Annotated in this window: 10 protein-coding genes; 8 read left to right on the top strand and 2 right to left on the bottom strand. The window is 60.3% G+C overall.

The window, feature by feature from the left end:
- The first annotated feature begins 1 nt into the window (after position 1).
- The 6 genes from VXJ24_RS03045 (at position 2) to VXJ24_RS03020 (ending at position 10,385) form a co-directional block, all read left to right on the top strand.
- On the top strand, positions 2-1,456 hold the full coding sequence (locus VXJ24_RS03045; protein ID WP_330971448.1) for a family 43 glycosylhydrolase: 1,455 nt from the start codon (positions 2-4) through the stop codon (positions 1,454-1,456).
- 16 nt (positions 1,457-1,472) lie between these two features.
- Positions 1,473-3,080, top strand: coding sequence for a DUF5597 domain-containing protein (locus VXJ24_RS03040; protein ID WP_330971447.1), 1,608 nt, complete (start codon positions 1,473-1,475; stop codon positions 3,078-3,080).
- Positions 3,081-3,196: 116 nt separating this feature from the next.
- Positions 3,197-5,869: a glycosyl hydrolase gene (locus VXJ24_RS03035; protein ID WP_330971446.1), complete on the top strand. Its 2,673-nt coding sequence runs from the start codon at positions 3,197-3,199 to the stop codon at positions 5,867-5,869.
- A gap of 132 nt (positions 5,870-6,001) precedes the next feature.
- Positions 6,002-7,840: a Wadjet anti-phage system protein JetD domain-containing protein gene (locus VXJ24_RS03030; RefSeq protein ID WP_330971445.1), complete on the top strand. Its 1,839-nt coding sequence runs from the start codon at positions 6,002-6,004 to the stop codon at positions 7,838-7,840.
- A gap of 260 nt (positions 7,841-8,100) precedes the next feature.
- The gene (gene ahpC / locus VXJ24_RS03025; protein WP_330971444.1) at positions 8,101-8,664 is read left to right on the top strand and encodes an alkyl hydroperoxide reductase subunit C; all 564 of its coding nucleotides are present in this window, start codon (positions 8,101-8,103) and stop codon (positions 8,662-8,664) included.
- Between the two features lie 80 nt (positions 8,665-8,744).
- Positions 8,745-10,385 (top strand): FAD-dependent oxidoreductase, encoded by a 1,641-nt coding sequence (locus tag VXJ24_RS03020; RefSeq protein ID WP_330971443.1) that lies wholly within the window; start codon positions 8,745-8,747, stop codon positions 10,383-10,385.
- Positions 10,386-10,739: 354 nt separating this feature from the next.
- Here VXJ24_RS03020 and VXJ24_RS03015 read toward each other — a convergent pair whose 3' ends face one another.
- A complete protein-coding gene (locus VXJ24_RS03015) occupies positions 10,740-11,063 on the bottom strand; it encodes a glutaredoxin family protein (protein WP_330971442.1) in 324 nt (107 codons plus the stop codon).
- Between the two features lie 187 nt (positions 11,064-11,250).
- On the opposite strand from VXJ24_RS03015, the gene VXJ24_RS03010 reads away from it, so the two are divergent.
- Positions 11,251-11,646 carry a flavodoxin family protein gene (locus VXJ24_RS03010; protein WP_330971441.1) on the top strand — a complete coding sequence of 132 codons (396 nt, stop codon included), beginning with the start codon at positions 11,251-11,253 and terminating at the stop codon, positions 11,644-11,646.
- 57 nt (positions 11,647-11,703) lie between these two features.
- Entirely contained in the window at positions 11,704-12,165 is a 462-nt protein-coding gene (locus VXJ24_RS03005) for a GNAT family N-acetyltransferase (protein WP_330971440.1), read from the top strand.
- A gap of 270 nt (positions 12,166-12,435) precedes the next feature.
- Here the strand turns inward: VXJ24_RS03005 and VXJ24_RS03000 are convergent, their stop codons facing one another.
- Positions 12,436-13,128: a DNA alkylation repair protein gene (locus VXJ24_RS03000; protein WP_330971439.1), complete on the bottom strand. Its 693-nt coding sequence runs from the start codon at positions 13,126-13,128 to the stop codon at positions 12,436-12,438.
- Between the last annotated feature and the right edge of the window lie 114 nt (positions 13,129-13,242).

Genomic DNA, 13,242 nt, shown 5'->3' with positions numbered 1-13,242 from the left:
AATGGGAAAGCGTCAGATCGTGAATCCGTATTTCCCGAGCTGGGAGTACACGCCGGACTGCGAGCCGCATGTCTTCGGCGACAGGCTCTATGTGTACGGCAGCCATGATGCAGCAGGCGGGGAGAGCTACTGCGTCGGCGATTACGTCGCGTGGTCGGCGCCGGTGGACGACCTCACGCGCTGGAGCTATGAAGGCACGATCTATACGCGTTGGGACGATCCCACAAATACAGAGCATGCGACCTATGCAGCTCCGGATGTTGTCCAAGGTCCCGATGGACGCTACTACCTCTACTACTTCTATGGGTTCACGGCCATAGGCGTTGCTGTGTGCGATGAGCCGGCAGGGCATTTCCGCTATGTCGGACGCGTGCACATGGCAGACGGCACGCTTGTCGCTCCGGGCTCGGGCATCGGCGCCCCCTTCGATCCGGCTGTCTATGCTGAAGATGGCCGTGTCTGGCTCTACTATGGCTTTGGCGCCAGGCCATCCGATGCTGTGCGCTTCAACGCGCCTGACGAGATGCTGGCAGGCTCCTATGTGGCGGAGCTGGAACCGGACATGGTGACGATCAAGGGGATGCCTGCCCCGTTTGTCCCTGGCATGCGCGATGCGGAAGGCACGAGCTTCGAGACACATCCTTTCCTCGAGGCATCGAGCTTCCGCAAGATCCGGGGCCGCTACTATTTCATCTATTCGAGCGCACAGGGACATGAGCTTTGCTGGGCTGCGACCGAGGCTCCCGATGTGCCGCCTACCTTCGGCGGTGTCATCATCTCCAACGGCGATGTGGGACTTCCCGGGCGCGAGCATGAAGAGGATGCTGTCTTCTATCTCGGCAACAATCATGGCAGCCTCGTCGAGGCGGGAGACAAGGTCTATGTCTTCTATCACCGGCATACCCATGGCATGCAGTACTCCCGTCAGGACTGCGCCGAGGAAATCGCGATCGACAAGGGTGGCACGATACATCAGGCAGAGATCACGAGCCAGGGCCTGAACGGCGGGCCGCTCGACCCTGTCCAGGAGATCCCCGCCTATTGCTGCTGCCGCCTGCGCGCAAAGGAGGGCATCCTCCACTTCTCGAGCAGGACACCCTGGAACGAGCGCCATCCTCGTCTCATGCAGGAGATGCCGAACGGTGTGCCGACCTCAGCACGCCTCTTCATACAGAACCTGCGCGACGGTGCCGAGGCAGGCTACAAGTATCTTGCCTTCAAGGGGGCAGAGAAGCTGCTCGAGGCAGAGATACGAGGAGACGCGGAAGGTGTGCTCGTGGCACATCTCGACGGGCCGGACGGTGCGGTCGTGGCAGAGGTCCCTGTGGTGCCTTCCGACAGGTGGTTGAGGGCCGATGCGGCGCTTCTTGCACCGGTCTCTGGTACGCATGCGCTCTGCTTCGTCTTCAAGGGCACTGGTGCGCTCGACTTCAATGCATTCCGTTTCGCAGAATAGAAGCTGTGGAGGACACATGGCATCACTTGGCACCTGGAAGGGCGAGCCCTGCCTCGAGGTCGGAGGCAGGCGTTTCGTTGCGCTGGCAGGAGAGGTCCACAACTCGACAAGTTCCGATCCTGCATGGATGGAGGCTGCCTGGAAGCGTACAGATGAGCTTGGCATCACGACACTTGCCGTACCGGTCACGTGGGAGCTCCTGGAGCCCGAGGAGGGCACGTTCGACTTCTCGCAGACCGACTCCCTCATCGTGCAGGCCCGTGCCCATAAGGGACATCTCATCCTTCTCTGGTTCGGCGCCTGGAAGAATGCCCAGGGCTTCTATGCGCCGGAATGGGTGAAGCGCGACCTGGACCGCTTCTGGCGCGCCGAGCCAGAACGCGGAAAGCGCCAGATCGTGCTCCAGCGCTACCACGCGACCTACGACACGTTCAGTGCACTCTGCGATGAGACGGCCCAAGCCGATGCCCGCGCCTTTGCTGCCCTCATGGCACATCTGTGCGAGACCGACAGCGCAGAGGAGACCGTCGTCGCTGTTCAGGTGGAAAACGAATGCGGCCTCATGTGCGCAGCGCGCGAGCATTCGGAGCTGGCAGACAGGCTCTTTGCGCAGGAAGAGGTCCCCGAAGCCCTGCTCGGTGCCCTGAAGGCACACCGCGATGAGCTGCCGGACGATGTCAGAGCCGTGGCAGGAAAGGCACAGGCAGGGAGCTGGGAGGAGGCCTTCGGCAGCAATGCCGCAGCAGACGAGCTCTTCCAGGCCTGGCATACCGCACGCTTCGTCGAAGAGGTCGCCTCGGCCGGCAGGCGCGAATATGCGCTGCCGCTGCTTGCGAACTGCTGGCTCGACAAGGGCAAGCCAGCAGGCAGCTATCCTTCCGGCGGACCGGTGGCGCGCATGATGCCGGTATGGAAGGCGGCGGCTCCCTCGATCGATATCATCTGTCCCGACATCTATGTACGCAGCTTCTGCGACGTCTGCGACAGCTACCACACGGATGCAAATCCCCTCTCGATTGTCGAGACGGCCACGCACAGCTATCTGGCTCCGCGTGCCATCTGGGCCATCTGCCACCACCATGCCCCGATCTTTGCGCCGTTCGGATTCGAGGAGATGGGAGAGCCCTTCACGGCGACGCAGGGCTTCCTCTTCGGCATGGACACATCGGACCCTGCCCTGTCCCGTCCACAGGATCCCAAAGCCTACCGCCAGACGATGGAATGCCTGCAAGGACTCCTTGATCTCGAAGAGGGGCTATCGGAGAGGGCTGGAGCGCTTGATGCGGTCATCTCCGAGCGTGGCCTCTCGCAGAATCTTTCCTTCGGCGCAGCGCGGCTTGATGCCATCTTTTCTGAGGGTGTGCCGGGTGCTGTGGCAGTGCTTCCTCTCGAAGGGTCAGAAGATGCATCTGTTGCAGAGGCCTACATCCTTGCCAGCGGAGCTTCGCTCTCCTTTGCGTCGGATGTGGAGGATCTGCCGTTTGCTGAAGTGCTCTCGCTCGAAGAGGGTGAGGTCCTGCATGGACAATGGAAGCGTGGACGGAGACTGAATGGCGACGAGCTCCAGGTCCTCTCCTGCGATGAGCCAACCCTCTTGAAGGTACGTATCCACCTCTTCGGATAGCGAACGCAGGTCTGGAGCGAAAGGTCATTTCCGGTCAATGGAGTGGGATGTTCCTGCCATAGCGGCCAGATGCCCTGCTCCTCTAGAATCATGGCGGATACGAGAGAAGGGGAGCCATGAGCAAGATTGACGATGTGCTTCAGGGTACGAGCGAAAACCATATCGCGCCGTTTCTCTGGGTGCACGGGGAAGACCATGAGACATACCGCGAGACGATTCTGGCCATGCACAAGGCAGGCATCGGCGCGCTCTGCATCGAGGCGCGCCCGCATCCGGACTTCAATGGCCCTGGCTGGTTCTCCGATATCGCCTTCATCATCGATCTCTGCCGCTCTCTTGGCATGAAGGTATGGCTGCTCGATGACAGCCACTTCCCGACAGGATTCGCGAACGGCGAGGTCGCAAAGAACCACCCTGAGCGCCGCAAGCGCTATCTCAGGCTCCAGACCTTCGATGTGATGGGCCCGCTCAAGTGCTCCCAGCTGAACCTCAGCTATGCCCTGATGGATCCCGAGGCGAAGATTCTCGCTGTGCTTGCGCAGAGGAGGGCCGAAGACGACGAGCCCGATGTCTCAGACACGCGCGACCTCACATCCCTTGTCCATAAGCGCAAGGACTGGAGGTTCGGCCGTCCGTCTACCGATCCTCTGGGAAGGCCGACAGGCGCCTCGGAAGGCCCCGTCACGGTCGTCGATCTCGACCTTCCGGCTGGGGCATGGTATGTCCAGGTGCTCACGGTGAGCTATCGCGGCGGCGAGAAGGAGACGGAAGGATATCTCAACCCGCTCGAGAAGGAAGCGACCCAGATACTGCTCGATACGGTCTACGAGCCCATCTTCGAGCACTTCGGCGATGAATTCGGACGTACCTTCCAGGGCTTCTTCTCGGATGAGCCGCGCTTCGGCAACATCCATGGAGCGGAGGGCGCTTCGATCGGCAGGAATCCCCAGATGGTCCTTCCCTGGACCGAAGCCGTGCCCGAGCGTATGGTGGAGCATCTCCCAGAAGAGATGGGGAAAGACGACATTGTCCGCTATCTGCCGCTTCTCTTCTTCGGCGAGAGCGATGAAGCCCATGCGATGCGCTACGCCTACATGGATGCTGTCAGCGAGCTCTGGAGCGAGAACTTCGACGGTTTGATTGCTGACTGGTGCCATGCGCATCACGTCCGCCATATCGGCCATACGATCGAGGACAACAATGCGCTCGCACGCCTTGGCTACGGTGCAGGCCATTACTTCCGCGCCATGGCCCATGCCGACATGGCAGGCATCGATGTGGTGATGCAGCAGCTTATGCCGGGCTATGACAAGGGGCTCTTCCGCGCCTTCCACAAGCCGGGCTGGGATGCAGAGTTCTTCACCTATGTCCTGGGCAAGATCGGCGGCTCGCTCGCCCATATCGATCCTGCCAAGCACGGGGCATGCATGGCAGAGGTCTTTGGTGCCTATGGCTGGGAAGAGGGCCTCCCCCTCATGAAGTACCTCGCCGACTACATGCTCGTGCGTGGCGTGAACTACTTCGTGCCGCATGCGTTCAGCCCGAAGGCCTTCCCGGATGGAGACTGCCCACCGCACCTCTATGCCCATGGCATGAACCCGCAGTATCCAGAGCTCAAGGTCCTTATGGACTACATGAACCGGCTGGCAGCCCTTCTCTCGGGCGGCACCTATGCAGCACCGGTTGCCCTCTACTTCAATGCCGAAGGGGAATGGTCGGGAGACTGGCAGCTTGCGCAGAAGCCCGCCCGTGTACTTGCCCGCAGCCTCATCGAGTATGACTTCATCTCTGCAGACTGGCTCATGGAGGCAAAGGCAGAGGAGGGCGAAGACGGCGTGTGGCGTCTCGTGGCAGGCGCCGAGCGCTTCCGTGCCCTCGTCCTTCCCTGGAGCGAGGCGCTGCCCGAAGCGCTGCTGCTGAAGGTTGCCGAGCTCTCCCAGAACATTCCGGTCTGGTTCCTCTGCGGTCTCCCCGAGCGTACGAGCGAGGGGCATGAGGTGCCAGATCTTTCCTGCGTGCACATCGCCTCCCGGGATGACCTCGCAGACAAGCTCTATGGTGCAGGCATTGGAGAGCTCCTGCCTTCTGAGCCGGAGCCGTGGCTCAGGAGCTACCACTACGTGCTCGATGGGGTGGACGAGTACTTCTTCGTGAACGAGAGCCCCTCCGAGCGCGTCCAGTGCACGCTTGCGGGCGCGCCAGAAGGCAATGGCTATGTGTTCGACGCCTTCTCGGGCAGGCTCTTTGCAGATTCTGAGCCCTTCGCGCTCGATCTGGCACCGGGTGCCTCGAAGTTCGTGCTTGTCTCGAAGGCCCCGCTCGAGGCAGAGGAGGCTCTGCCTGCATTCGAGGCTTCCAGCCACCGCGTCCTCACGAGCTGCACTGCCGAGCTTTCCTCCTTCGAGTCGAGGGGCACGGAGTGGAGCGCACCGTACAGGCTCTCGAAGCCTGCCTTCGCAACGAACCTGCCGGAACAGGAATCCTTTGCAGGATATGTCCGCTATCGCTTAAGCTTCGAGCTCACGGAGGCAGAAGCCGCAGCTCCAATCATGCTCGAGCTTGCCGATGTCGCAGGCGTCGTGCGTGTGCAGGCAAACGGACGCGAACTCGGTGTGCGCATCGTGCCGGACTGGAGCTTCAGCCTCGATGGGGCGGTGCATCCGGGACGCAACGAGATCCTCGTCGAGGTCGCAGGAACGCTCGGACGCGCGATGGATGACTTCGTGGGGCAGTTCCTGCCGATCGCGCCGACCGGCATTGACGGCGCAGAGCTCGTCTTCGGCGCCTAGACAGCAGCATAGCGAGTCTTCTGGCCCTGCTTTTCCTGCGAGAAAAGCAGGGCCTTCTGCTATGAGGCTATCTGTCAGATGGGCCGAGAGGGTAGAATGCAGCTGTTGCCAATGGAAAAGGAGGTGTTAGAAATGGCAAGAAAACTGACTGATGTCGAGCATGCCCTCATGGAGCTCGTGCGTGATGAGGTGTCTCCTCTGATCCCGCCTGCCAAGCGCAATCTGGCTTCTGGCTTTGCAAGCGCGCTCGTGCGTCTCAAGGACTACCGCACGGACAGGGAAGGCCTCGAGAAGCTTCTTTCGAAGGTCGGGCTCGACGACAGCGAGACGCAGGACAGCATCTGCTCCGAAGTCCTGGTCTGGTATGGACAGGACAATGTCTTTGGCATCAAGGACGAGCTGATCGAGGCTGCCTATGCCAAGGCGACCGAAGAGGCCGAAGAAGAGGTGGCAGAGGCTGACAGGGAAGAAGGCGTCATTCCCGAAAGCGAACCGGTCGCATCTGAAAGCGTTGCAGTAGCCGTGGCAGAGCCGGAGGCCGAAGCTGCACCGCAGGAGGAGGCTCCTGAAGAGGAGCCGAAGCCGAAGAGGACCCGCAGGCGCAGGACGAAGAAGGCTGTGCCTGAGGCTGATGAGGCCGAAGGCTCATCCAATGCTTCCGAGGCAGACAATGTGCAGGAGCAGGAAGAGGCACCGAAGAAGCCCCGCCGCCGCACGCGCAGGAAGGCAGAAGCTGCTGCAGCAGAGCCTGAGGCAAAGGCTGCAGAAGAGCCTCAAGAGGCAGGGGAGGCCAAGGCAGCACCTGCAGATGAGGCTGCCGAGGCACCGCGCAAGAGGCGCCGCCGCACCCACCGCATCGTGAAGGCAAAGGAGGATTCCTCCGAAGAGACGCCGGAAGAGGTGCCTCTGCAGGAGGCAGAAGCACCTGTCGAGGCAGCATCCGTGCTCGAGCCTGAGCGCGAGGCAGAAGCCGAGGAGGCAGCTGCTGAAGAGGCAGAGGCTGACGAGGCTCTGGGCATCGACAGCGATGCAGCCGTTGAGGCAGAGGAAGAATCTGCTCCGAAGGAGGAAGAGGCGCCTGCGGCGAAGCGTCCGCTTCCGCCGAAGCCGTCCCACTCGCGCGACCTGCGCAAGATTCCCTATGTGCGCAGGGGTGGCGAGACCGACGCAGAGATCAGGCAGAAGATCGTCCAGCTCGATGAGAGGTTCTGGATGAACGGATGGCTGCTCTCGCACCCGAAGGCCTATGTGCTCTTCGAGCATGAGATCGAGACGATGAACTCCATCCTCCAGGACGGGATGCTCCCTGGAGACATCACCCGCCGCCAGCTCGCCTACCAGATGGGAGGCGACGAGAAGTTCTTCGAGTATGGCTCTGACGGCTTCCGCCTGCTCCGTGCCCTCGGTATGGAGGACATCATCCGTCATCGTCCGCTTCCGAAGTCTGATCTCGTCTACCATGCGCCAAGGAGACGGAAGCACATGCGCGTGCTCGTGACGGAGAACCTCGACCCCTACCTCGATGTGCATGACCTCATGTACGAAGATGGCAGGACGACGATCCTGGGCGAGCGCATCCACGCAGTCGTCCTCGGCGGCGGCACGCCCATCATCGAGCACAACAGGCTCTCGCTTCTGCTCGATACACTCGGAGCCGATACGATCGAGGTCCTCTACTGGGGCGATATCGACCGTGCCGGCATCTCGATCATGAACAAGCTTGAGCATGAGCTCAATGGCAAGTACGGGTTTGCCCCGTTCGCCCCTGCCTACGAGCTCATGGTGAAGAAGGCGTCCGAGCGCTTCCCGGATGCCCAGGACAACGAGACGACGAAGCAGGTGAATATCGAGGACTACGATATGACCCCGCTTCTGAATGTCCTTTCCGACGAGGCGGCTGCCTATGCAAAGACGGTCGTCGATTCCTGCGAGCTCATTCCGCAGGAGATTCTCGTGAAGCAGGATCTCTAAAGATATCTGCTATCGATATTTCGTCCATCTGAGATGCGCTTCTCCCATACCGGGAGAGGCGCATCTTTCTCTGCCTTCTTTCCTTGCATGGGTATCTAGCAGTGCATATGCCAATCCGAAGAGACGTCTCAATCTATTGAGACTGAATCTCAAAGATCTTCGAGATTCTTCTTGACTAACGAAAATGGATATTGATAATAATAATCGTTCTCAGTTAAGGAGCAGCACAGCAGAGCTGCAGAAAAGAAAGGGGATGGGACATGTCTCTCATCAACAAGGAGATCTCCGATTTCAGCGTCCAGGCCTACCAGGCGGGCGAGTTCAAGACGGTCACCAAGGCAGACGTCCTCGGCAAGTGGGCCCTGTTCTTCTTCTATCCGGCAGACTTCACGTTCGTCTGCCCGACCGAGCTCGAGGAGCTTGCGGAGAACTATGAAGGCTTCAAGGCGGAGGGCTGCGAGGTCTACTCCGTGTCCTGCGATACCCACTTCGTCCACAAGGCATGGCACGACGAGTCCGAGCGCATCCAGAAGGTCGCCTATCCGATGCTCGCTGACCCGGCACATGTCCTTGCAGAGGACTTCGAGGTCCTGATCGAGTCCGATGGCCTTGCGGAGCGCGGCGCCTTCATCGTCGACCCGGATGGCAAGATCCAGGTCTACGAAGTCACCGCAGGCGGCATCGGCCGCAATGCGAAGGAGCTTCTGCGCCTTGTCCAGGCCGCGAAGTTCGTCCGTGAGCACGGCGACCAGGTCTGCCCTGCAAAGTGGCAGCCGGGTGCCGAGACCCTGAAGCCGTCCCTCGATCTTGTGGGCCAGCTGTAAGACAGAAACGTTTCGGGAAGGCCAGCGGAAGCTGGCCTTCTCTCTGAGGTGGCAGCAGACGAATACGAAGGAGGTCTGCCATGGAACAGGAAGAGAAGATCTATGATGCGGTGATCGTCGGCGGCGGCCCCGCTGGACTCACGGCGGCGCTCTATCTGGCACGTGCCCGCTACCGCGTCCTTGTGGTCGAGCGCGAGCATTTCGGAGGCCAGATCACGATCACGTCCGAGGTCGTGAACTATCCAGGCGTCCTTTCTGCCTCGGGCACGGAGCTCACCGACACGATGCGCCAGCAGGCCGAGGCCTTCGGTGCCGAGATGCTGCTTGCCGAGGTGGAGAAGATCGACCTCTCGGGCGACGTGAAGCACGTGAAGACCAGCAGGGGAGAGCTCTCGTGCCTCGCGGTACTTCTGGCAACCGGTGCAAGCCCGCGCCGTGCCGGCTTTGCTGGCGAGGAAGAGTTCCGCGGCCACGGCGTTGCCTACTGTGCGACGTGCGACGGCGAGTTCTTCTCCGGGCGTCCGGTCTTCGTCGTGGGCGGCGGCTTCGCGGCGGCAGAGGAGGCCGTGTTTCTTACCCGCTATGCATCGCACGTGACCGTGCTCGTGCGCGAGGATGACTTCACCTGCGCGAAGGCGACAGCCGATGCGACACGTGCGAATCCCGATATCACCGTACATACGAATGCCGAGCTCGTCTCGGTATCTGGTGACTCCGTCGTAAGGAGCCTCGTATGGAAGGACGAAAAGACCGGCGAGACTCATGAGGTGAAGCCTGAGGATGGAGGGACTGTCGGCGTCTTCGTCTTTGTTGGCTATGCGCCGGCAACAGAGCTGGCGCAGGGCCTTGCCGAGCTCGATCCTCAGGGCTATGTGATTACGGATGAGCACCAGATGACGACGGCAGACGGGCTCTTCGCGGCAGGAGACATCTGCCAGAAGAGGCTCCGCCAGGTCGCTACCGCAATCGGCGAGGGCGCTGCCACGGCGACGGAGATGGAGCGCTATCTCAAGGCAGCGCAGGAAAAGACCGGCATCCATCCTGTCCAGCCGGCAACGAGGGTCCAGAAGGCAGCCTCCAAGAAGGAGGAGAAGGTCTCCTCTGATGGTCCCATCGACGACGCGATGCGCTCGCAGCTGGCAGCGGTCTTCGAGCGCATGGAGAAGCCTCTTGTCCTCGAGCTCCATCTCGACGACGGAGAGATTGCATCCGAGCTTGCCGCCTACATGGAGGCGCTTGCTCAAGAGACCGACAAGCTTTCGGTCACGCGTGCCGATACATCTTCCGACGATCCGGCAGAGCTCCCCTATGTCTCAGTCCTTCGGGATGGTGTGCCCTGCGGCATGAGCTTCCACGGCGTGCCGGGAGGGCATGAGTTCACCTCGTTCGTGCTCGGCCTCTACAATGCTTCCGGTCCCGGCCAGCAGATAGCCGCCGCAGACCGCGAAGCCATCGCGGCAATCTCGCGTCCGGTGAAGATGAAGGTGCTTGTCGGCCTGTCCTGCACGATGTGTCCTGAGGTCGCCGTCGCGACGCAGCGCATCGCAGCAGAGAATCCCAAGGTCGAGACGGCGGTCTACGACGTGAACCGCTTCCCGGCACTCAAGGATGCCTACGACGTGATGAGCGTTCCCTGCCTTGTTATCAATGATGGAGGAAAGGAGCGTGTCGCCTTCGGTAAGAAGGGCCTCACGGAGATCCTCTCCCTCATCGGCGTCTAGGAAAACCTCAGAGACTGTACCTTTTGGGAGGGCCTCCGGACCCTCCCTTTCCATGCCAGCGCTCTGCGCAGGCCCGAAGTGCCTGATGGGGCTGCAAGAAAGGCAGGGGATGGAAAAGGCCTGATGGATATCAGCGCGTGCTCTCTGTCCTGTGTTCTGTTCTGCCTGCCGAATCCAGACAGCATCTTTCCTGGAGCATACATGGGGCAGGACCGCTGCCGCAGGTCAGCCCTTAAGCTTCCGGAGAGAGCGCTGCGGAGGTGCCGCTGTCTTCCGGCAGATGGGATGGCAAAAAAGAATCGCCCGGACCTCCTGACGAGATCCGGGCGATACGAGGAAGGGCACAGGAAAAGATCAGAAGCTGCAGTGGCCATCGAGCGTGCAGTGCGCGCCAGCAGCAGCGGGCTCTTCAGCAGGCGCTGCTTCCTGAGCCTCGCCTTCCACGACATGCTCCTTGAGGTAATCGATAATGTCAGAAGACTCATAGAGGGCCTTGCCGTCGATGAGAAGGCATGGCACCTGGCGCTTGCCGCCAACCTCGATGAGGTGCTCGCGGTCAGCTTCGGACTCATCGATGTTGTGGAGCGGCAGCTCGATATCGTTTGCCTCCATGAAGGAGAGGACCTTGTGGCACCAGGGGCAGCCGTTCTTTACGTAGAGCTCGAGATTCGAAGACATGGAATCCGCCTTTCGTTCGCTGTTGTTGCCTTCCTTGTTCCCGCAATCAGCAATTGGTACACAGAAGGAAGCATATTCATGCTTCATCCATGGATGCATATGCCGTGTCCGAATTCATGCCGCCGGTTGACCGTCTAAATATATTGTGCACAATAGATATGTCAGAACACGATGCAAGGAGGATCTCATGAAGTGCGCCGTCCGCTACTATTCCCGTTCCGGCAATACCCGTCTTCTCGCAGAAGCGATTGCAGACGAGCTCGGCGTCGAGGCAGTCTCTGCCGACAGCTCCGATGCGACGATCTCAGGTCACATCGATGTCCTCTTTATCGGCGGCGCCCTCTATGCTTATGGCCTCGACAAGAAGCTTGTCTCCTATATCAGGACGCTTGACGGCGACATGGTGGGACGGGCGGTCCTCTTCTCCACAACCTGGCTCTCGAAACACTCGTTCGATCAGATGAGGAAGGAGCTCGAGGCACGCGGCATCGTCGTCGCCGAGAGGACCTTCTATGCGAAGAACAAGCCGTCTGCTGAGCGCTTGAAGGAAGCAAAGGCCTTTGCCGACGATATGGCCAAGTAGAGGGAGCAGCTGATGGGTTGCATCCGTCCAGCCAGGAAAGAGGACCTTGCCCGCTGCATGGAAATCTATGCAGCAGCGCAAAGATTCATGGTGAAGGCAGGAAACCCGAACCAGTGGCAGGTGGGTTTTCCGACCGAAGAGATGATAGCGCGCGATATCGAGGGACGTCATCTGATGGTCTGGACAGACGAGGATGGTGTGCCGCAGGGCGCCTTCGCCTTCCTGCCCGGTCCCGAGCCTGACTATGCGAAGATCTATGAAGGTGAGTGGCAGGACAATGGCACATACGATGTCGTGCACCGCTTTGCGACAGCGAAGCAGGGCCTCGGCATCGGCTCTGCCATGATGCGGTGGGCCCTGGAGCATGCCAAGAAAGAGGGTGTAGCGCTTCGAGTCGACACCCATAGGGACAACATCCCGATGCAGGGACTGATCAGGAGCTGCGGCTTCGTCTATTGCGGCATCGTCCATATCAGGCGCAACGGCGAGGAGCGCCTTGCCTTCACGCATACATTCTGAGGGCGGTCGCTGTTAAGAGACTGAACATCCATACATCCCGCCCACATGTGTGATGGAAGTGCGGGCACAACGTGTCCGAGGTGTGGAGAAACATGCATAAAAGTGCCCTTTGAACAGGGATAACGCGTCATCGGGTATAACTGATGTCGGCGCGGGAAGCGCCCTGAACAAGTCCCCCAAAGGGCTCTCAGGATTGCATTTCATCTTGGGAATCCTATATGCTCCGGTGCTTTTGCCTCCTTGCACACCGGAGCATTTTCATATCGAAAATCAGAGCGTGGCGCGAATCTGGCGCAGATGCTCCTTCATCTTGGGAGCGATCCTTCTGCTGTCGAGCGCCTTCTGTATCGCTATGCGCTCCGTCTTTACGTGAAGCGTCTTTGCCTCGAGGAAGGGAAGGACCGATGCCTCCTGGGTGACGAGGGCCTCTGCCACAAACCAGCCGACCATCATCTCGATATAGTACCTTCCGTCATCTGCCTCCTGCGCCCAGAGGAGATGCTCGGGCCTGAAGCCATCGGGCAGAAGATAGCGCATGAGAAGAGAGATGCCGAAGCGGCGCGTGTATTCATGCTCTGCTTGCATCCACTTCCGGGAAAGCGCCTCGAGATGCTTTGGTGCGAGCTTCCTGAACGCTTTCGGGACAAGCGCATCGCAGACGGCCCAGTTGTCGACGAAGGGCAGAAGACGGCCGAGCTCTGCAATCGTGCGCTCTGCATCCTTCTCCTCGTTCAGCACGAAGGCATGGAGGAGGTATTCCTCGTAGTACGCATGGGGAAGCTCTTCGAGGAAGGCTGCCCTGTCAGGGGAGCGCAGAATCTCTTTCGCAAGGCGCCGCAGGCGCGGCACACGGACGCCGAGCATCGTGGCGGGGTCCGCTGTTGCGACAACGCGCGCATTGAACGTGCGGTACTGGCTCTCGGTATCCCTGAGTTCGAAGAGCCTCTGCTCGATCCAGTCCATGAGATCCTCCCTTCCCATAACAAGCATAGCCTGAAGAAAGAGGGACGGCTGCAGGATGTCGGACTCTCCAATCAGACGGATTGATGATTCAAATGCGTCCGAATATGGTCTTCT

Source organism: Olsenella kribbiana (assembly GCF_036408795.1).
Taxonomy (GTDB): Bacteria; Actinomycetota; Coriobacteriia; order Coriobacteriales; family Atopobiaceae; genus Olsenella_L; species Olsenella_L kribbiana.
This window is presented reverse-complemented; position numbering and strand designations above follow the sequence as displayed.

What these genes read in the sequence shown, in the direction of transcription:
- VXJ24_RS03035 (WP_330971446.1), top strand. Translation starts at nt 3,197, where the DNA reads ATGAGCAAGATTGACGATGTGCTTCAGGGTACGAGCGAAAACCATATC.
- VXJ24_RS03000 (WP_330971439.1), bottom strand. Translation starts at nt 13,128, where the DNA reads ATGGACTGGATCGAGCAGAGGCTCTTCGAACTCAGGGATACCGAGAGC.
- VXJ24_RS03015 (WP_330971442.1), bottom strand. Translation starts at nt 11,063, where the DNA reads ATGTCTTCGAATCTCGAGCTCTACGTAAAGAACGGCTGCCCCTGGTGC.
- ahpC (WP_330971444.1), top strand. Translation starts at nt 8,101, where the DNA reads ATGTCTCTCATCAACAAGGAGATCTCCGATTTCAGCGTCCAGGCCTAC.
- VXJ24_RS03030 (WP_330971445.1), top strand. Translation starts at nt 6,002, where the DNA reads ATGGCAAGAAAACTGACTGATGTCGAGCATGCCCTCATGGAGCTCGTG.
- VXJ24_RS03010 (WP_330971441.1), top strand. Translation starts at nt 11,251, where the DNA reads ATGAAGTGCGCCGTCCGCTACTATTCCCGTTCCGGCAATACCCGTCTT.
- VXJ24_RS03020 (WP_330971443.1), top strand. Translation starts at nt 8,745, where the DNA reads ATGGAACAGGAAGAGAAGATCTATGATGCGGTGATCGTCGGCGGCGGC.
- VXJ24_RS03005 (WP_330971440.1), top strand. Translation starts at nt 11,704, where the DNA reads ATGGAAATCTATGCAGCAGCGCAAAGATTCATGGTGAAGGCAGGAAAC.
- VXJ24_RS03040 (WP_330971447.1), top strand. Translation starts at nt 1,473, where the DNA reads ATGGCATCACTTGGCACCTGGAAGGGCGAGCCCTGCCTCGAGGTCGGA.
- VXJ24_RS03045 (WP_330971448.1), top strand. Translation starts at nt 2, where the DNA reads ATGGGAAAGCGTCAGATCGTGAATCCGTATTTCCCGAGCTGGGAGTAC.